The organism is Streptosporangium brasiliense, assembly GCF_030811595.1.
GTDB lineage: Bacteria > Actinomycetota > Actinomycetes > Streptosporangiales > Streptosporangiaceae > Streptosporangium > Streptosporangium brasiliense.
In genome coordinates this window covers 314,435-333,565 of sequence record NZ_JAUSRB010000001.1, presented here as the reverse complement: position 1 = coordinate 333,565, position 19,131 = coordinate 314,435, and the positions used below count along the sequence as shown (strand labels likewise).

Annotated in this window: 14 protein-coding genes; 4 read left to right on the top strand and 10 right to left on the bottom strand. The window is 70.3% G+C overall.

Annotated features, from left to right (window positions below; genetic code table 11):
• Nucleotides 1–48: 48 nt before the first annotated feature.
• The gene (locus tag J2S55_RS01510; RefSeq protein ID WP_306856728.1) at nucleotides 49–1,512 is read right to left on the bottom strand and encodes a PucR family transcriptional regulator; all 1,464 of its coding nucleotides are present in this window, start codon (nucleotides 1,510–1,512) and stop codon (nucleotides 49–51) included.
• A gap of 91 nt (nucleotides 1,513–1,603) precedes the next feature.
• On the opposite strand from J2S55_RS01510, the gene gabT reads away from it, so the two are divergent.
• Together gabT and J2S55_RS01500 are read left to right on the top strand one after the other, a co-directional pair.
• Nucleotides 1,604–2,956, top strand: a complete 1,353-nt coding sequence (gene gabT, locus J2S55_RS01505; protein WP_306856727.1) for a 4-aminobutyrate--2-oxoglutarate transaminase — start codon at nucleotides 1,604–1,606, stop codon at nucleotides 2,954–2,956.
• Nucleotides 2,957–3,135: 179 nt separating this feature from the next.
• Entirely contained in the window at nucleotides 3,136–3,381 is a 246-nt protein-coding gene (locus J2S55_RS01500) for a hypothetical protein (RefSeq protein ID WP_306856726.1), read from the top strand.
• Nucleotides 3,382–3,575: 194 nt separating this feature from the next.
• Here the strand turns inward: J2S55_RS01500 and J2S55_RS01495 are convergent, their stop codons facing one another.
• The 8 genes from J2S55_RS01495 to J2S55_RS01460 all read right to left on the bottom strand — a co-directional run bounded on the left by J2S55_RS01495 (nucleotide 3,576) and on the right by J2S55_RS01460 (nucleotide 15,538).
• Complete coding sequence (locus tag J2S55_RS01495) at nucleotides 3,576–5,288, bottom strand: ABC transporter family substrate-binding protein (RefSeq protein WP_306856725.1); 1,713 nt, start codon at nucleotides 5,286–5,288, stop codon at nucleotides 3,576–3,578.
• A 21-nt stretch (nucleotides 5,289–5,309) separates the two neighbouring features.
• Entirely contained in the window at nucleotides 5,310–7,370 is a 2,061-nt protein-coding gene (locus J2S55_RS01490) for a dipeptide ABC transporter ATP-binding protein (RefSeq protein WP_306856724.1), read from the bottom strand.
• Complete coding sequence (locus tag J2S55_RS01485; RefSeq protein WP_306856723.1) at nucleotides 7,367–8,206, bottom strand: ABC transporter permease; 840 nt, start codon at nucleotides 8,204–8,206, stop codon at nucleotides 7,367–7,369. Before J2S55_RS01485 ends, J2S55_RS01490 begins: the two co-directional genes overlap by 4 nt.
• The gene (locus tag J2S55_RS01480) at nucleotides 8,207–9,184 is read right to left on the bottom strand and encodes an ABC transporter permease (protein WP_306856722.1); all 978 of its coding nucleotides are present in this window, start codon (nucleotides 9,182–9,184) and stop codon (nucleotides 8,207–8,209) included.
• A gap of 416 nt (nucleotides 9,185–9,600) precedes the next feature.
• Nucleotides 9,601–10,827 (bottom strand): saccharopine dehydrogenase family protein, encoded by a 1,227-nt coding sequence (locus tag J2S55_RS01475; protein WP_306856721.1) that lies wholly within the window; start codon nucleotides 10,825–10,827, stop codon nucleotides 9,601–9,603.
• Between the two features lie 246 nt (nucleotides 10,828–11,073).
• Entirely contained in the window at nucleotides 11,074–12,333 is a 1,260-nt protein-coding gene (locus tag J2S55_RS01470; protein WP_306856720.1) for an extracellular solute-binding protein, read from the bottom strand.
• 401 nt (nucleotides 12,334–12,734) lie between these two features.
• Nucleotides 12,735–14,240: a CoA-acylating methylmalonate-semialdehyde dehydrogenase gene (locus tag J2S55_RS01465; protein WP_306856719.1), complete on the bottom strand. Its 1,506-nt coding sequence runs from the start codon at nucleotides 14,238–14,240 to the stop codon at nucleotides 12,735–12,737.
• A complete protein-coding gene (locus J2S55_RS01460; RefSeq protein WP_306856717.1) occupies nucleotides 14,237–15,538 on the bottom strand; it encodes an aspartate aminotransferase family protein in 1,302 nt (433 codons plus the stop codon). The genes J2S55_RS01465 and J2S55_RS01460 overlap by 4 nt, the downstream gene beginning before the upstream one ends.
• Nucleotides 15,539–16,068: 530 nt before the next feature.
• On the opposite strand from J2S55_RS01460, the gene J2S55_RS01455 reads away from it, so the two are divergent.
• Nucleotides 16,069–16,776 (top strand): alternative oxidase, encoded by a 708-nt coding sequence (locus J2S55_RS01455; protein ID WP_306856716.1) that lies wholly within the window; start codon nucleotides 16,069–16,071, stop codon nucleotides 16,774–16,776.
• On the opposite strand, the gene J2S55_RS01450 is transcribed toward J2S55_RS01455, so the two are convergent.
• Complete coding sequence (locus tag J2S55_RS01450; protein WP_306856715.1) at nucleotides 16,744–18,252, bottom strand: MFS transporter; 1,509 nt, start codon at nucleotides 18,250–18,252, stop codon at nucleotides 16,744–16,746. The genes J2S55_RS01455 and J2S55_RS01450 overlap by 33 nt on opposite strands.
• 55 nt (nucleotides 18,253–18,307) lie before the next feature.
• Here J2S55_RS01450 and J2S55_RS01445 point away from each other — a divergent pair, with 55 nt between their 5' ends.
• A complete protein-coding gene (locus J2S55_RS01445; RefSeq protein WP_306856714.1) occupies nucleotides 18,308–19,078 on the top strand; it encodes a TetR/AcrR family transcriptional regulator C-terminal domain-containing protein in 771 nt (256 codons plus the stop codon).
• Nucleotides 19,079–19,131 lie beyond the last annotated feature (53 nt).

Here is a 19,131-nt window from a genome sequence, read left to right as displayed (position 1 = left end):
CGCTCCCCGCGTCCGCGCGCCTCCCAGACCGCCGGTCTCCCGTACCGCTCACTCCGTCATGGCCAGCGCCACCCAGAGTTCGGCGCGGGCCGCCGGGTCGTCGAGGTCGCGGCCGAGGAGTTCGGCGACGCGGCGCATGCGGTAGCGCAGGGTGTGCCGGTGCACGCCGAGCCGTTGCGCCGCCGCGTCCCAGTGGCCGTTGCACGCCAGGTAGGCGCGGAGGGACTCCAGCAGGTCGGCGCGCGAGCCGTACTCGCGCAGGGGGGCGAGCAGCGCCGCGGAGAACGCCCCGGCCACCTCGGGGTCCAGCAGGGACAGCAGGCCCTGGCCCGCGAGGTCGGCGAAGCGCATGACCCGTCCGGCGACGCGGCGGGCCGCGGCGAGCGCCCGGTCGGCCTGGTCGAGTCCGGTGCGCAGCTCGTCGGGTCCGACCGGGGAGCCGATCCCGACCGGACCGTGCTCCCGCAGCGCCGCGGCCGCCTCCTCGGCCCGGTCCGCCGCGACGACGACCACCACCCGCTCCTCGGCGTCCGCCGCGAACTCCTCGCCCGCGGCCTCCAGCACCGCCTCCTGGTCGCCGCCAACGGCCAGCACCACCAGCGGCCCGTCGGGGAGCCCGCCCCCCAGCAGCTCCAGCGTCTCCTGACCGGCCCGCACCTGCCCGGCCAGCAGCAGCCGGAGCGCCGCGGAGCGGACCCGGCGCTCGGCCGCCAGGTGCTCCCTGCCGTGCTCGATGGTGAGCGTCAGCAGGGAGCCCGCGGCGTTGATCACGGTGTGCGCGACCGGGCTGAACGGCCGGTCGAGTCCGACCGCGAAGAACCCCCTGACGCGACGGGCGCCGATCGGCTGGACGATGACGTGCTCGCCGGGCGTGGACAGCGCCAGGCTCGCGGGGGTGCCGCCGCCGGCGGGCCGTCGCAGTCGCTCCAGCTCGGGGCGGAGTCCGGCGATGCCGGTGGCCCCTTTGCCCGCCGCGTGCCGTACGGCCCCCGCCTCGTCGAGCAGGACGGCCCAGCCGCCGAGCTCACGGGCCAGGCCGTCGATCACCGCGCGGGGGCCCTCGGGGCGGAGCGCGGCACGGGTGAGGCGGCCCTGGGTGGCGAAGGCGCGCCTGATCTCGTCGTACTGCTCGGCGGCGATCAGGTCGCTGACCACCTTGCCGATCGCGACGAACGGGGTGTCGCGCGGCACCTCGATCAGCGGCAGCCCGGCCCGCGCCGCCGCCTCCACCAGCCCGGCCGGGATCACCTCGTGGCCCAGCCCGACGCCAAACCCGAGCCCGGTGACCCCCTTGCCGACCAGCCGGTCGACGTACGGCCCGGCGTTGTCGGCGCCCAGGCGCATGCCCGTGGTGAGGACCAGCTCACCGCCCTCCAGGAACGGCGTCGGGTCCTCCAGTTCGCTGACCGCCACCCAGCGCACCGGCCGGTCGAGCGCGTCCTGCCCGGTGAGCACACCGAGTTTGAGCGGCAGGCGCCGCACGACGGTGCGGAGCGTGGGAGCCACAACCACCCCCGATTTGTACGTTACGGCCAGAGCACTCCTCGCAATTTTGCCATAGTGCATCATCCGTACACCGGCATGCGCGACATACCGTCGCAGTATGAGCACCGTCACCCAGGGCGGCCCCTCGCTTCCGCAGGAGCGCCGGGTCGTCACCGAGATTCCCGGCCCGAAGTCCCGCGAGCTGTTCGCGCGCAAGCAGGCCGCCGTTCCCCCGGGCATCGGCACCACGCTGCCGGTCTTCGTGACGCACGCCGGTGGCGGTGTCGTCGTCGACGCCGACGGCAACTCGCTGATCGACTTCGGCTCCGGCATCGCGGTGACCAGCGTCGGCAACGCCGCGCCGCGCGTGGTCGAGCGGGTGCAGAAGCAGGTCGCCGACTTCACCCACACCTGCTTCATGGTCACGCCGTACGAGTCCTACGTCCAGGTCTGCGAGAAGCTCAACGAGCTCACGCCCGGTGACCACGCGAAGCGCACCTTCCTGCTCAACAGCGGCGCCGAGGCCGTGGAGAACGCGGTCAAGGTCGCCCGCCACGCCACGGGGCGCCAGGCGGTCGTCGTGTTCGACCACGGCTACCACGGCCGGACCCTGCTGACGATGTCGCTGACGGCCAAGAACATGCCGTACAAGCACAGGTTCGGCCCGTTCGCCCCCGAGGTCTACCGGGTGCCGCTGGCCTATCCCTTCCGCTGGCCCACCGGCCCGGACAACTGCGCGGAGGAGGCGGCGGCCCAGGCGATCGACCAGATCACCAAGCAGATCGGCGCCGAGAACGTGGCGGCCGTGGTGATCGAGCCGATCGCCGGCGAGGGCGGCTTCATCGAGCCGGCCAAGGGCTTCCTGCCGAAGATCGTGGAGTTCTGTCGCGAGAACGGCATCGTGTTCATCGCCGACGAGGTCCAGACGGGCTTCTCCCGCACCGGTGACCTGTTCGCCTGCGAGGACGAGGGCATCGTCCCGGACATCATCGTCACCGCCAAGGGCATCGCGGGCGGCCTGCCGCTGGCGGCCGTCACCGGCCGCGCCGAGCTGCTCGACAAGGTCCACGTCGGCGGGCTGGGCGGCACCTACGGCGGCAACCCGCTCGCCTGCGAGGCGGCGCTGGGCGTGCTGGAGACCATCGAGGCCGACGACCTGACCGGCAGGGCCCGCCGCATCGGCGAGGTCATGCTGCCCCGGCTGCGCGCCATCGCCGACAAGAACCCGGCGATCGGTGACGTGCGCGGCCGCGGCGCCATGATCGCCATCGAGCTGGTCGTCCCCGGCACCAAGGACCCGCACCCCACCGCGGCGGGCGAGATCGCCAAGAGGTGCCACGCCGAGGGCCTGCTCGTGCTGACCGCGGGCACCTACGGCAACGTTCTGCGCTTCCTGCCGCCGCTGGTCATGCCCGACCACCTGCTGGAAGAGGGATTGGCAATTCTGGAGAAGGCCATCAACGAGGTCTGACGGTTTAGACCACCCCAAAAGGGGCACCCGGCTTGAGACTGGGTGCCCCTTTTGCTGCTGTACGACCCCTAGGTAGAGAGTGATTTAACCACTGCTTGACACCCACCAAAGCGATCACGGGTCGTGGCGGCGTTATAACGGTTCCGATATGACACTGCGCGATCAAGACGGGAGGCGCAATGAACTGGGGACCGAGTAGGACGGCGCAGAACACGCTGACGTTCGACCCTGAGGGCCTGACCCGCACCCAGCGCGAAGGTGACGCCTGCGTGGCCTGCCACAAGAAATGGCCCCGGCCGCGGATCAGGATCGGCCGCCTGCCCGACGACGGAGCCCTGTTCGCCTGCCCGGAATGCGCGGACGCGCTGATGCAGGACCTCCAGGAGAACGTCTACCCGCTGCCCCGCCGCGTGGCCTTCTCCTGAGCCTCCAGGCCCGCTCCCGGCCCTCCTGGAGCACCCGGACAGCACCCGGCCCCTCCCGGCCCTCCTGAACGTCCGAGCCCCGCTCCCGGGCCATGCCCGGAGAGGCCGAGAGCGGAGAGCCGGAGCAGCCAGAACAGAAAAGGAAGGTGCCCTCCCCCGCCGGAGCGGAGAAGGGCACCGGGACGTGCCTGCGGCTACTTGGTGTAGCCGACCGTCGTCCAGTTCTTGTCGGAGTACCCGAAGGAACCGTAGTTCGCCAGGGTCTTCTTCGTGGCGTAGATGTCGGGGCGCTGGTACAGCGGAATCGTGTGCACCTCGTCCCAGATCATCTTGTCGGCCGCGTTGCCCAGCTCGATCGCCTTGGCCGGGTCCATCTCACCCGCGGCCTGGTCGATCAGCTTGTCCAGCTCGGGGGTGCCGATGCGCGGGAAGTTGCTGCCGAAGTTCTCCGCGCTCTCGGGCGTCCGGTAGATCTGCGGCAGGGCGCCGTTCGGGAACGGCGTGCCCAGCCAGGAGAACGGGGCGAGGTCGAAGTTGCCGGGGATGATGAAGTCGTCGAAGAGCTTGTCGTCGGGGACCGGCTCGATGACGACCTTTACGCCGACCTCCTTCAGCATCGCCTGGGTCAGCTCACCCTCCTGCTTTGCGGTGGGCAGGGAGGCCGGGACGATGAAGCGGAGCGAGAACTCCTTGCCGTCCTTCTTGCGGTACTCGCCCTCCTGCTTCCAGCCGGCCGCCTCCAGCATCTGCTTGGCCTTCTCCGGGTTGTACTTGCCGAGCTCGCCGGAGTTGTCCACGTAACCCTTGTGGGTGTTCATGTACAGGTGGTTGTTGAGCGTCTGGACCGGCCAGTCCATGTCCTTGAGGTCGGACGCGGCGATCGTCTCGCGGTTGATGCCGAGCTGGATGGCCTGACGGACCGACTTGTCCTTGAGGAAGTCGCTGGAGCCGTTGACGGTGATGTGACGCCAGTTCGGGGCCGCGGCCTTACGGATGTCGGCGTTCGGCACCTCCTTGGCCCGCTTGAGGTCGGCGGCGTTCACCGGGACCTCCACCGCGTCGAGCTCGCCGTTGGCGAAGGCGTTCAGGACGGCGGTCGCGTCCATGCCCCGGAAGATGACCTTGTCGAGCTTGGCCTTCTGGCCCCACCACTTGTCGTCGCGGACGAGGGTGGCGGCCTTGCTGGTCTGGTCGATGGACTCGACCTTGAACGGGCCCGCGGTGACCGGGATCTTGTCGATCCAGCCCTTGTTGAACGCCTCGGGCGTCTCGTTCGTCGAGGCGGGGTAGAGCGGGGAGAACATGCCCGGCCAGTCCGGGTAGTTCTTGGCGAAGGTCACCACCACGTCCTTGTCGGTGGCGCCCTTCTCCACCGACTCGACCCGGTCGTAGCCGTCGGTCGAGGAGACCTGGTACTTCTTGTTCTCGCCGCTCAGGGCCTTCCACTGGGCCTGGAAGTCCTTGTAGGTGATCGGCTTCCCGTCCGACCAGGTCGCCTTCTCGTGGATCTTGTAGGTGACGACCTGCTTGCCCCCGGTGAGCTCCATCTTCCACTCGGTGACGTAGTCGGGGTTGTTGGTGACCTCGGCCTTGTCGTTGGCGATGGCGACGAGCGGCATCAGCGGCTCGATCACGTCGTCAGTGGTGGCGTGGGTGCCGTTGACCTGGTTGTAGTTCCACTGGGTCTGCCACCCGCTGAGCGCCAGCTTCACGACGCCGCCCTCGGCGACCTGGTCGTAGGGGACCGGGTTGGTCGCGCTTCCGGCAAGCCCGGCGGCCTGCTGCTGGGCCTCCTTGGCGGCCTCGCTCGACCCGGCCTTCGGCTTGTCGGCGCCGCCGCCGCCGCAGGCGGTGAGGGCCATGGCCAGGAGCGCTGTCCCGGCGACGGCCTTGTAGCCAACCTTCACGTGTTCCTCCAACGGGATTCGTCAGCGACGCGAGGCCACGACGACCTCGGTCTCCTCGGGGTAGTGGCAGGCGGCGCCGTGGTCGACGGCGGGCGCGAGCCGGACAACAGTGGGCTCTTCCTCCTCGCACCTGCGCGCCTCCTCGGCGCCCAGCCGGGCACGCTTGGGGCAGCGGGTGCGGAAGCGGCAGCCCGACGGAGGGTCGGCCGGGCTGGGCAGGTCGCCTTCGAGCAGGATCCGCTCGCGGGAGCGCTCCAGCTCGGGGTCGGGCAGCGGGATGGCCGACAACAGCGCCCGCGTGTAGGGGTGCGCGGGCCTGCCGTACACCTCCTCGACCGTGCCGATCTCGGCGATCTTGCCGAGATACATGACGGCGATCCGGTCCGCGAGGTGCCGGACCACCGACAGGTCGTGCGCGACGAACAGGTAGGACAGGCCGAGCCTGACCTTCAGGTCCTCCAGCAGGTTGATCACACCTGCCTGGATGGACACGTCCAGCGCCGACACGGGCTCGTCGAGCACGACCAGCTTGGGCTCCAGGGCCAGGGCGCGGGCGATGCCGATGCGCTGGCGCTGGCCGCCGGAGAAGTGCTGCGGATAGCGCTGGGCGTGGCTCGGGTCCAGACCCACCAGGCTGAGCAGCTCGGCGATCCGGGCCTCGACGTCCTTGTGGCCGTGCGCGCGCAGCGGTTCGGCGAGGATGTCGCCGACCGGCATGCGCGGGTCGAGCGCGGCCATCGGGTCCTGGAAGACGATCTGCAGGTCCCGGCGGAGCGCCTTGCGCTCGGCCTTGGCCAACCGGGCGCTGTCCTTGCCGAGCACGACGACCGTGCCACCCTGCGGCGCCTCCAGCTGCATGATCTGCTGGAGCGTGGTGGTCTTGCCGCAGCCCGACTCGCCGACCAGGGCCAGCGTCTCGCCCTCGGCGATGTCGAAGCTGATGCCGTCCACCGCGTGCACGGTGCCGACCCGGCGCTTGAACACCGCGCCCTTCATCAGCGGGTAGTGCCGGACCATGTCCTCGACCCGCAGCACGGTCTCCCGCTCGGCGCGCGGCCGGGGATCGGCCGCCTCGGCGGGGGCCTCGGGCACGGGATAGATCGTGGCGCCGTCGAGACCCTTGAGCTCGATCTCGTGCGAGCGGATGCAGGCCGACATGCGGGTGCCGGGGCCGATCCGCTCCAGGTCGGGCTCGGCCTCGTCGCACGCGGTGACCCGCATCGGGCAGCGCGGCGCGAACGGGCAGCCCGGCGGGAGCGCGGCGGGCGAGGGCGGGCTGCCCTCGATCGGGACCAGCCGCCCCTCCGGGCGGTCCATCCGCGGGATCGAGGCGAGCAGGCCCATCGTGTACGGCTGGCGCGGGCGGTAGTAGATCTCGTCCACGCCGCCCAGCTCGACCGGCTTGCCCGCGTACATCACCAGCACCCGGTCGGCGATGCCCGCGACGACCCCCAGGTCATGGGTGATCATCACGATGCCGGCGCCGGTCTCCCGCTGCGCGGTCTTGAGCACCTCCAGCACCTGGGCCTGGATGGTGACGTCGAGTGCGGTGGTCGGCTCGTCGCAGATCAGCACGTCGGGGTCGTTGGCGATGGCCATGGCGATCATCGCGCGCTGGCGCATGCCGCCGGAGAACTCGTGCGGGAACGCCTTGGCCCGCACGTTCGGGTGCGGGATGCCGACCAGGTCCAGCAGCTCGACGGCCCGCTTGGCCGCCTTGTCCTTGCCGACCTTCTGGTGGATCCGCACCGCCTCGGCGATCTGGTCACCGATGGTGTAGACGGGGGTGAAGGCCGACAGCGGGTCCTGGAAGATCATGCCGATGGTCTTGCCGCGGAGCCGGATGAGCTCCTCCTCCGGCATGTCGAGCAGTTCCCTGCCGTGCAGCTTCACCGATCCGCTGACCTCGGCGCCGGCCGGCAGCAGGCCCATCACCGCCAGCGAGGTCACCGACTTGCCGGAGCCCGACTCGCCGACGATGCCGAGCACCTCGCCCCGGCTGAGCTCGTAGCTCACCCCCCGGACGGCCTTGATGCCGCCGCGGAAGGTGACGTTGAGGTCGTTCACCTCGAGAATCGTCATGAGTTGCTCCCCGGGTCGAGCGCGTCACGCAGGCCGTCGCCGATGAGGTTGACACTGAGCACGAGCAGCACGAGCAGACCCGCCGGGAAGAAGAACAGCCACGGATAGCCGGTGACCTTGTCACTGCCTGCCGCGATCAGCGTGCCGAGCGAGACGTCGGGCGGCTGGATGCCGAACCCGAAGAACGACAGCGCCGCCTCGCCGATGACCGCCGCGCTGACGTTGAGCGTGGCGTCGATGATCAGCAGGGAGGAGAGGTTCGGCACGATGTGCCGCAGGATGATCTTCCAGCCGGGGATGCCCATGTAACGGGCGGCCTGGATGTACTCCCGCTCCCGCAGGGAGAGCGTCATGCTCCGCACCACCCGGGAGGTGATCATCCAGGAGAAGGCGGCGAGCAGGACCACGAACCAGAGCCAGGAGCCTCCCTTGAGGCGCGGCGAGATGATCGCGATGATCAGGAAGCTGGGCAGCACGAGCAGCAGGTCCGCGCCCCACATCAGGGCCCGGTCCACCCACCCGCCGAAGTATCCGGCGGCGGCACCGACCAGGGCGGCGGCGCCGGTGGCGAAGAGTGCCACGAGGAAGCCGATGACGAGCGACTTCTGCATGCCGCGCAGGGTGACCGCGTAGACGTCCTGGCCGATCTGGGTGGTCCCCCACCAGTGGTCGGCCGAGGGCGGTTCGAGGAAGGCCAGGAAGTCCTTCTCGGTCCAGTCGTGGGGGCCGAAGAACGGACCGGCGTAGGCGAGCACCAGGAGCAGCACCAGCGCGATGAGGCCGTAGCGGGCCTGCGGGTTGCGCATCAGGCGAGCGAGGACGACTTTCGACCGCATCTAGCTCACCCGGACCCGGGGGTCGAGGGCGGCCACGGCGAGGTCCGACAGCAGGCCCGCCACCAGGACGCAGACGGCGGCGAACAGGCTCACCGCGGCGACCGAGTTGGTGTCGTTCTGCTGGATCGAGTCCACCAGCCAGGCCCCCATCCCGTGCCAGCCGAAGATCTTCTCGGTGAAGGTCGCGCCGGTCAGCAGGGTGCCGAAGGCGAAGGCGAAGTAGGTCGCGGCCGGGACCAGCGCGGTCCGCAGCGCGTGCTTGAACAGCGCCGTGCGGCGGCTGAGGCCCTTGGCCCGGGCGGTGCGGACGAAGTCCTGGCCCAGCACGTCCAGCATCATGTTGCGCTGGATCCGGCTGTAGAAGGCGATCTGCCCGAGGCTGAGGGAGATCGTCGGCAGGATCAGGTGGTTGAGCCGGTTGGCGAACTGGTCCCAGCCGCTCAGCGCCGGGTTGTACTCACCGGTGTACTCCAGGAGCGTGAAGCCCAGGGTGTCGTTGAGGCCGACCGCGGCGATCGTGAGCATCGTGGCGGTCACGAAGACCGGGACCGCCATGATGACGAAGGAGCTCACCCCGATGACCCGGTCGCTGAGCTTGTACTGCCTGACGGCGGCGAAGGCCCCCACGACCACGCCGACGCCCGAGCCGATGATCGTGCCGATGAGCAGCAGCCGCAGGCTGACGCCGATGCGCCGGCCCATCTCGTCGTTGACCGACTTGCCCTGCCAGGTCTTGCCGAAGTCGCCTTGGACGATTCCGGAGACCCAGGTGACGTAACGCTCGAAGACCGGCGTCTTGTCGTTGAGGTTGTAGTCGTCCAGCGTCGCGTCGACGACGGCCTCGGCCACCGGCGGCTGGCGACCTTCGTACTTGGCCCTCGGTTCGAGGCTGGTGGCGGCGAGGAAGTAGGCCATGCTCGCGGCGATCGCCACGAGCAGGACATTGCTGACCAGCCGCTTCAGCAGGTAGGCGCCCATCGTCCTCCCCTCGTGTATCGCCTGGGGCGCGAGGGGCGGCGTGGGTCACCCGCGAGCAGCCATCACATATACCCCGTTAACGCGCGTTTAATCCCGGATGACTTTTTTAGACCGGGATGAGCGAAACGATACCTGCGAGAGAGCTACAGCCCCAGCACCTGGGGTAACGATCCGGATTCATGATGTCTGGATTCTGTAACCTATGTTCGGGTTCTGTGACAGATCACAGAGAGTGACGGCCGTTCCGGCTCCGGACGGGCCCGGCGTCCGCCGCCCGGCACGCCGAGGGGCGGCGGCCGGATCGATCATGGCCGCCGCCCCTCGGGGTGGCGCGGGCCGCCGGGGCGGCCGTCGCCGCCCGGGGCGCGCGGACTCGGGGACCGGGCGCCGGGGACTCCGGCCGGGCGGGGGCGGGCTCAGGCGGGCTGGAGGACCTGGTCGGTCTGGTCGCGCATGCCCCAGGGCGAGCCGTAGGCGTTGAGCAGTTCGAGGAAGGGCACCGAGTCGAACGCCTCGGGCCCCAGCACCCCCGCGCCCGCCCAGGCGCCGGTGGCCAGTAGCTCCAGCGCGACCACCGGGTGCACGGCGGTCTGCCAGACCACGGCCTGGCAACCGTACTCCCGCATCGACCATTCGTTGTCGACCACGTGGTACAGGTAGACCTCGCGCGGCCCGCCGTCCTTGCCGACGCCCTTCACCCAGGTGCCGGCGCAGGTCTTGCCGCGCATCCGGTCACCCAGCGTGGCCGGGTCCGGCAGGCTGGCCGCGACGACGTCGCGGGGTGAGGCCTCGACGCCGCCCACCCGGATCTTGCCCGCGTTGTCCAGGCCGAGCTTGTGCAGCGTCTTCAGGACGCCGATGAACTCCTCGCCGAGGCCGTACTTGAACGTCACCCGCTTGGTGTCGATCCAGCGCGGCACGAGCAGCACCTCCTCGTGCTCGACGTTCACGCACTCGACCGGGCCGATCCCCTCGGGGAAGTCGAAGACCTCCGGCTCGCTGAACGGCTCGGTGGTGTGCCAGTCGCCGTTCTCCCAGATCACCGGCGGGTTGAGGCACTCCTCGATGGTCGTCCAGATGGAGAAGGTCGGCGCGAAGTCGTAGCCCTCGACCACCAGGTTCGACCCGTCGCGGATGCCGATCTCCTCGATGCTCTCGAAGAGGTGCTCGGCCGCGTAGCGCGCGAACACGTCGGCGAGCCCGGGCTCCACCCCCATGCCCACCAGCGCCAGCCTGCCCCTGTCACGCCAGGCGTCGCCGAGCGCGAACTGCTCGTCGCCCAGCTTCACCCCGGTCAGCTCGTAGGGCCTGCGGGGGTGGGGCCGCGACAGCGACATCGCCATGTCGAGGTAGTGCGCCCCGGCGTTGAGCGCGGCCCGGAACAGGGACATGGTGAAGCGCGGGTCCACGGCGTTGAAGAGCACATCGCAGCGGTGCTCCGCCAGGGCGGCCTCGACCGCCGCCTGGTCGGAGGCGTCCAGCCCGATGGCGCTGAAGCGCGGATCATCGATCTTGGCCACGGCGTCGGTGGCGCGGCTCTGTTTGGAGTCGGCCACCACGATGTGTTCGAAGAAATCTCGGCGTGCGGCGATCGGGACAACGGCGGAGCCAACCCCGCCCGCTCCTACAAGAAGGATTCTCATGACAGCGAGCCTACTCGCTGACTGGTTGACCAGTCGATAGATGAGGCAGGATCAGCCACTGAATCCATTGCCGATGTTGGTGATCGCGACGGAAATCGCGGTGATTACGAGGTCAGGCGGACGTGCCTGGAGAAAGACGGAGCGCTCCGGGGTCGGGGGACCACCCGGAGCGCCCCTGGCGGGCCACGCCCAGCGGGGGGATGGGCGTGCCCGCGGCCCGTCAAGCGGGGGTAACGGGAGCCCCGCTCACCTCACCAGGTTCTTCCAACGTTGTGTCCAGTCGGTGTAGTCAGTGCATTCCCCGCCCCGGCCGCCGCAATCCCGCGTCGGACGGGCGGCGAAGAAGATCCGCCGGATCCAGTCGTCGTCACGGACGTGATAGATCTCGCACATGCGGTCGGCGCGCCCGCCGCAGGCGTCGGGATTGGCCGGGGCGAGCCCCGTCCAGGCGGCGGCCGAGCGCTGCACCTTCGCCGAGCCCATCCAGTTGAGCCACCGGTAGGCGCAGTTGGGGCTGGCGGCCTTGGCCGCCAGCATCCACGAGTCGACCCACCCCGTCATCGGCGCGCTGTCCAGTGCCTTCACCGGCCGGCCCGCGCGCTGGAAGAGGTCCCGGTGGTACGGCAGGGCCTGGGCGAGCCGTACCGACCCCGACGCGAAGGCCCGGATCACATCGATGGAGTCCTTCCAGTAGACCCGGTCGGGGCCGTCGCGCTCGGCCAGCAGCTTCACGGCGGCGTCGAGCTGGGCGGGGGTGAGCTGGAAGGGGTCCTCGACCCCCAGACCGGGATCGGTCCGCCCGAGCGCGAGCGCGGCGTCGGCGATGCTCAGCGGGCTGTCCCTGATCGCCACGGGGGTGGTCGCGTAGAGGGCCTCCGGCCCCTGCGGCCTGCCCATCTCGTAGATGACCTGGTTGACCCCCCAGAGATAGGGGACCCCGTAGACCTTGCCCGCCCGCCGGACGGCCGGCAGCTCGCGCAGCCGCTTGGGGATGTCCTTGTAGAAGTCGAGCAGCGCGGTGTCGACCGGCGCCACCCTGCCCTCGGCGACCAGCCGCCCGGCCAGCTCCGGTGGGGGTGAGATGACGTCGTAGGAGTTGCCGACGAGCTTGGCGGCCATCTCCTCCTCCGTCTTGACCCGGTCGAGCTTCGCGACCCGGCACCCCGTCTCCTCCTCGAAGGAGGAGACCCAGTTGGCCCTGGAGCTGGTCCCGCCGTACTCGACATGGCCCTGGAAGGTGAGCACCTGGAGCGTGCCCTCGCCCTTGCCGATGGAGGCCGAAGGCGTCGGGCTGGGAGTGGCGCCGGAGGCCGCGCCGGAGCCGAGACCAAGACCGGGACCGGGGCTCCGGCCGGGCGACGCCGCCGCGGGCGCGGCCGGGACCGACGGGCTGCCCACCGGCTGGACGGCGCCCGCCGCCGCCACCGAGACGGAGACGGCGAGCGCCAGCCCGCCCGCCCCCGCCAGCACTCCGAGATGTGTACGGCGGAGCCTGTCCCTGCTCACGAAGTCCCCCCACGGTGCCACTGCCGACCTGTCCGGAGCCTATCTGCCCGCCACCCGGCAGGCCGGGCAGTCGGGTCCCCTCCGCCCCCGCACGGCCCGCGAGGCCCGCGCCGGCGGGCCCGCGAGAAGGACGTGGGCGGGCCCGGACGGACGTGAGCGGGCCCGGACGGGGGTGGAGACGGGCTTGGACGGGCCTGGACGGAGGTGAACGGGCCCGGACGGATGCGAACGAGCCCGGACGGGGATGGAGACGGGCCCGGACGGACGTAGACGGAGGTGAACGGGCCCGGACGGATGTGAACGGGCCCGGACGGGGATGGAGACGGGCCCGGACGGACGCGCCGGAGCCCCGCGAGAGGGCTCTCGCGGGGCTCCGGCGCGCGGCGGGACGGTCCCGGCGGCTACTTGTTGGTCGGGAAGCCCAGGTTGACCCCGCCGTGGCTCGGGTCGAGCCAGCGCGAGGTGACGACCTTGCCCCGGGTGTAGAAGTGCACGCCCTCGGTCCCGTGCACGTGGGTGTCACCGAACAGCGAGGCCTTCCAGCCGCCGAAGCTGTAGAAGGCCATCGGCACCGGGATCGGCACGTTGATGCCGATCATCCCGACCTCCACCTCGTTCTGGAAGCGCCGGGCGGCGCCGCCGTCGTTGGTGAAGACCGCGGTGCCGTTGCCGAACTCGCCGCCGTTGATCAGCTCCAGCCCCTCCTCGTAGGAGGACACGCGCACGATCGCCAGGACCGGGCCGAAGATCTCCTCCTGGTGGACCCGGGAGCCGGCCGGGACGTGGTCGAGGACCGTGGGGCCGAGCCAGAAGCCCGGGGTCTCGGCGGCGGCGCCGCCGCCGAGGACCGGCGTCTGACGGCCGTCCACGACGAGCTTGGCGCCCTCGGAGACGCCCAGGTCGAGGTAGGAGGCGACCTTGTCGCGGTGGACCTCGGTGACGAGGGGGCCCATCTGGGAGGCCGGGTCGTCGCCGGGGCCGATGGTCAGCTCGGAGACCCGCGAGACGATCTTGTCGACCAGCTCGTCGCCGACCGGGTCCACCGCCAGCACGACGGAGATCGCCATGCAGCGCTCGCCCGCCGAGCCGAAGCCCGCCGACACCGCCGCGTCGGCGACGAGGTCGAGGTCGGCGTCGGGCAGGACGAGCATGTGGTTCTTGGCGCCGCCCAGCGCCTGGACCCGCTTGCCGTGGGAGGTCCCGGTCTCGTAGACGTATCGGGCGATGGGCGTGGACCCGACGAACGAGACGGCCCGCACGTCCGGGTGCTCCAGCAGCCGGTCCACCGCCACCTTGTCGCCCTGGACGACGTTGAAGACACCGTCCGGCAGCCCAGCCTCCCGCCAGAGCGCGGCCATCAGCAGCGAGGCCGACGGGTCCTTCTCGGACGGCTTGAGGATGAAGGCGTTGCCCGCGGCGATCGCGATGGGGAACATCCACATCGGCACCATGGCCGGGAAGTTGAACGGCGTGATCCCGGCCACGACACCCAGCGGCTGGCGGATCGAGTAGGAGTCGACGCGGGTGGAGACGCCCTCGGAGAAACCGCCCTTGAGCAGGTGCGGGATGCCGCAGGCGAACTCCACGACCTCCAGGCCGCGGGCCACCTCGCCCAGCGCGTCGGAGTGGACCTTGCCGTGCTCGGCCGAGATGAGCCGGGCGAGCTCGTCACGGTTGGCGTACATCAGCTCACGGAAGCGGAAGAGCACCTGGGACCGCTTGACCAGCGAGGCGTCCCGCCAGGCCGGGTAGGCCGCGGCGGCGGCGGCCACGGCCGCGTCGACCTCGGCCACCGAGGCCAGGTGGACCCGTCCGCTGACCTCGCCCGTCGCCGGGTTGAAGATCTCGGAGGTGCGGCCGGAGCCCTCGGCGGGGGCTCCGTTGATCCAGTGGGTGATGTTCTTCACGACGAGACGACCTCAGCGTTGATGACTTCGAGCGCGTTGACGATGATCCCGAGGCCCTCGGCGGCCTCGTCCGTCGTCAGGGTGAGGGGCGGGGCCATGCGGAGCACGTTGCCGTGCAGGCCGCCCTTGCCCGCGAGCAGACCGGCCTTCTTGGTCTCCTCCATGAACCGGGCCGCGAGCGCCGGGGAGGGGGCGCCGGTCGCCGGGTCGACCAGCTCGACGGCGAACATCAGGCCCTTCCCGCGGACGTCGCCGACGATCGGCAGGCGGGCCGCGGCCTCGTGGAGCCCGTCGATGATCAGGGTGCCGGTCCGGGCCGCGTTCGCCTGCAGGTCGTGGTCGAGCACGTAGTCCAGCGTCGCGTTGGCGGCGGCCATCGAGATCGGGTTGCCGCCGAAGGTCGCGAGGCCGACCGCGTGCAGGTTGTCCATCAGGTCGCCGCGGGCCACGACGCCGCCGACCGCGAAACCGTTGCCCAGCCCCTTGGCGAAGGTCATCATGTCCGGCGTGACACCGTGGTTCTGGATGCCGAAGAACGCCGAGCCGGTGCGGCCCCAGCCGGTCTGCACCTCGTCGGAGATGAGCAGGATGCCCTGCTCGTCCAGGACCTCCTTGTAGGCGGCGAACAGCCCGTCGGGGGCCATGGTGAACCCGCCCACGCCCTGGATCGGCTCGGCGATCAGCGCGGCCACGTCGCTCGCGACGGAGGTGGCGAGCACGTGACGCAGGTCGTCGACGCAGGCGGCGATGTAGTCGGCGTCCGACATTCCGCGGAACTGGGTGAGGTGACGGTCGGCGCCGTGCAGGAAGTGCACGTTCAGCGGCGACAGCGAGTTGTTCTTCCAGGCGCGGTTGCTGGTCACGCTGATCGCGCCGAAGGAGCGGCCGTGGTAGCTCTGCCGCATGGCGAGCACCTGGTCGGACTTGCGCGCGTAGGTCGCCATCAGCAGCGCGGTCTCGTTGGCCTCGGTGCCGGAGTTGGTGAAGAAGACCTTGGCGTCCTTGATGCCGGACAGCCTGGCGATCTTCTCGGCGAGCTCGACCTGGCCGCGGAGCAGGTAGACCGTGGAGGTGTGCACGACGCCGGTGGCGAGCTGGCGCTCGACGGCCTCACGCACCTCGGGCACGTCGTACCCGATCATGTTGGTCAGGATGCCCGCGAAGAAATCCAGATAGCTTTTGCCCGACTCGTCGACGACCCGGTTGCCCTTGCCGCCGACGATCTCGATGGGCTCGTTGTAGTAAAGGGCCACCCAGTTGGGCATTACCGCCCGGTGGCGTGCAAGAAGGTCCGACATGTATCGAGTATCGCGGCTCGGGGCGGCCGCTCCCACCATCAATGTGTCGGGAGATGTCCGGTTAACCCGTCACATTGTCACCGTGAGGTCCTCCGCGGCCGGCCGGCCCGCCGGCGCGGGGCGGAGGGGTCCTGTACGGCTTGCGCCCTGCGACGGTTGGCGCAAGCCGTACAGGACACCGGACGGGAGCACCCCCCAGGTCCCCGTCCGGGCACAGGGTCAGGCGGCCACGAGGGGCCGCGCCCCGGGAGGGCGGCCGGCGACCGCGGCTGAGCGACTCATGCCCTCATCGTCACCCAAATTTCCTACTAAAGCAATCTGAAATGCATGAATTTTTGCGGCTTTCCTCCGGACCGTCCCTCTACCCCTAGGGGATGTCCCGTCCGCCTGGCGGTGTAGCGCGGGGGCGCCGGTTACTCCCGGAGAGGCACCGCGTCCGCATCCCCACGGCCGACGACCGGCGGGGGTCTCCTCCTCCACCATCGAGTCATCCGACGAGACCGACGAGATCCGACGAGAGGCACCCCGCCATGACCCTCACGATCGACCGCCCCGAGGCCCCGGCCGGCCCGCCCAAGCTCGACGGCCACCGGCTCAGGACCGCCCAGCGCGAGACGCTGGACTCCCCGAGGATGGAGTACGGCCTGCTCGCCAAGATGATGTTCAAGCCCGTGGACCTGCTCTACGGCAGGGAGGGCTCGTACACGAAGTTCGCCATGCTGGAGATCATCGCCCGCGTGCCGTACCAGGCCTGGGAGCGCATGGGCTACTGGGCGCTCCACCGCCACCACGGCAGGTCCGCCCTGGCCAGGCGGGTCTTCGACCGGATCGTGGAGGCCCGCGCCGACCAGGACAACGAGCAGTGGCACCTGCTCATCATGCAGGACCTCGTCCAGCGCAACGGCGACCGGCAGAACTGGCTGCTGCACAGGCTCGCGCCCTGGTTCATCGCGTTCTTCTACTACCACGTGTCCTGGGTGCTGTTCCTGGTCAGGCCGGAACTGAGCTACAGGCTCAACGCCGAGTTCGAGGACCACGCCGAGCACGAGTACATGACGTACGTCGCCGAGCACCCCGAGCTGGAGTTCCAGCCCGACCCGGGCACCTACGCCGCCGAGTACGGCCGCTACGCGTCGGTGGCCGACCTGCTCCGGCAGATCGGCCACGACGAGCGGGTGCACAAGCTCGACAGCCTGGAGAACGTCTCAGCTCCCCGTTTCCACCAGGTCCGGCTCTGAGGCCGGGGCCGCGGGGGCGGGACGCAGCACCGCGAACGCCAGCGCGGCGGCCGCGAGGGTGAAGCCGACGCCCACCCAGGAGCCGAACGCCATGGCCGAGACGAACGCCTCCCGCGCGGTCCGGGCCAGGCCGGGATCCCCGAGCAGGAGCGCGCCGCCGATCGAGTCCCGGGCCGCGGCCGGGGCCCCGGCGGGCATCGACGAGGTGTAGACCCCGGCCAGCACGCTGCCGAGCACGGCCACACTGAGCGCCATGCCCACCTGCTGGACGGTGTCGTTGAGCGCCGACCCCACGCCGGCGTGCTCGGGCGGCACCGCGCCCATCAGGGTCGCGTAGGCCGCGGGCCCGGTCAGGCCGCCGCCGACGCCCATGAGCATCAGACCAGTGATCATCATGCCGTATCCGGTGTCGGCGGTCATGAAGGCGAGCACGCCGAAGCCGAGGGCCATCACGGACATTCCCACCGCGACCAGCGTGCGGTTGCTGACCTTCTGCCCGAGCCCCGCGCCGACCGCGTTGAAGAGGGCGGCGGCCACGGCGTACGGCAGCAGCGCCAGGCCGGCCTGCATGGGACCGTAGCCCAGCACGAACTGCAGGTACTGGGTCAACATCAGCAGCAGCGCGCCGGTGCCGAACGACATCAGCACGATCGAGAACGACGACCCGCTGAAGTTGCGGTCACGGAACAGCCCAAGCGGCAGCATCGGGTGCGCCGACCTCCGCTCCCAGAGCACGAACCCGCCCAGCGCCAGTACGGCCAGCACCGCGGCGACCACCACCTGGGAGGAGGTCCAGCCCTTGCCCGGCGCCGAGATCACCACGAAGACCAGGGCGCTCATACCGGTGGTGGACAGCACCACACCGACCGGGTCGAGCCGGCGGGCCGGGCCGCGGGTCTCGGGCATCAGCAGCACGGCCGCGACGACGGCCACGACCGTGATCGGCACGTTGAGCAGGAAGATCGAGCCCCACCAGTAGTGCTCCAGCAGGAAACCGCCCAGCGTGGGACCGGCGATCACGCCGACCATGGCCACCGCGCTCCACGCGGCGATGGCCTTGCGGCGCTCGCTGTCGTCGAAGACGGTGATCAGGATCGACAGGGTGCTCGGCATCAGGATGGAGCCGCCGACGCCCATCAGGGCCCGGGCGGCGATGAGCTGCCAGGGCTCGGTGACCAGCAGGGCGACCAGCGAGGCCCCGCCGAACAGCACCAGGCCGATGATCAGGAAACGCTTGCGGCCGTAGCGGTCGGACAGGCTGCCGGAGGTGAGCAGCAGCCCGGCGAAGACCAGGATGTAGGCGTCGATGATCCATTGGATGTCCGAGGGACTGGCACCCAGGTCGGTCATCAGGGCCGGGATGGCCAGATTCAGGACGGTGTTGTCCACGACGAGGACGAGCAGGCTCAGGCAGAGCACGCCAAGGATCCACCAGCGCCGGGGGTGCGGCTCTGCTCGCACAGTGTTCGATTCCACCCGCACAGCGTACGACAATTCTCGAACGGCGTGCGAGTGGATTTATGCTTGAGTGGTGAAACAGCACTTCACCTCGGTCTGGACCCGCGAGCCCCGTACCTCCAGGAGTCCGGCGCTCAGCCGCGACCAGATCGTGCGCGCGGCCATGGAACTGCTCGACGCCGAAGGACTCGACGCGCTGAGCATGCGCCGTCTGGGCGCCAGGCTCGGCTCCGGCGCGACCAGCATCTACTGGCACGTGGCCAACAAGGACGAGCTGCTCGAACTCGTCATGGACGAGGTCTTCGGCAAGGTGCCGCTGCCCGATCCCAGCGTGATCGGCTGGCGGGACACGGCCTCGGTGTTCGCCTACGGCCTGCGCGCGACGCTCTTCGCGCATCCCTGGGCGGCCGCGCTGATCGGCACCAGACCGGCCCTCGGCCCCAACGCGATGGAGCTGGCGGCCCAGCTGCTGCGCACGTTCACGCTGGCCGGGTTCAAGGGTCTGGAGCAGGATTACGCCTCCTCCGCGCTCATGTCGTACGTGCTGGGCGCGACGACACCCGAGCTCACCTGGCGCAGGATCACCAACACGGGCGAGATGAGCGCCGAGAAGGTGCTGGCGACGATGAGGCCCCTGGTGCAGAAGGCGTCCCGCAACCATCCCGAGCTGGCCGCGCGCCACGCGGAGTACTACGGCACCGAGATCGACGTCGAGACCACCCGCCTGCTCAGCTTCGACTTCGGCCTGATGTGCTTCCTCGACGGCCTGCAGGCCCGCCTGGGGCAGGCCCACCCGGAGCACGAGGCCGGGAGGGTGGAGACGGCGGACCCCCGCAAGGCGTGAGGTCGGGAGGGTGGAGACGGCGGACCCCCGCAAGGCGCGAGCCCGCAGGCCGG

Coding starts and splice junctions, on each gene's coding strand:
- J2S55_RS01460 (WP_306856717.1), bottom strand. CDS start 15,538: ATGTCGGACCTTCTTGCACGCCACCGGGCGGTAATGCCCAACTGGGTG.
- gabT (WP_306856727.1), top strand. CDS start 1,604: ATGAGCACCGTCACCCAGGGCGGCCCCTCGCTTCCGCAGGAGCGCCGG.
- J2S55_RS01455 (WP_306856716.1), top strand. CDS start 16,069: ATGACCCTCACGATCGACCGCCCCGAGGCCCCGGCCGGCCCGCCCAAG.
- J2S55_RS01500 (WP_306856726.1), top strand. CDS start 3,136: ATGAACTGGGGACCGAGTAGGACGGCGCAGAACACGCTGACGTTCGAC.
- J2S55_RS01480 (WP_306856722.1), bottom strand. CDS start 9,184: ATGGGCGCCTACCTGCTGAAGCGGCTGGTCAGCAATGTCCTGCTCGTG.
- J2S55_RS01475 (WP_306856721.1), bottom strand. CDS start 10,827: ATGAGAATCCTTCTTGTAGGAGCGGGCGGGGTTGGCTCCGCCGTTGTC.
- J2S55_RS01485 (WP_306856723.1), bottom strand. CDS start 8,206: ATGCGGTCGAAAGTCGTCCTCGCTCGCCTGATGCGCAACCCGCAGGCC.
- J2S55_RS01490 (WP_306856724.1), bottom strand. CDS start 7,370: ATGACGATTCTCGAGGTGAACGACCTCAACGTCACCTTCCGCGGCGGC.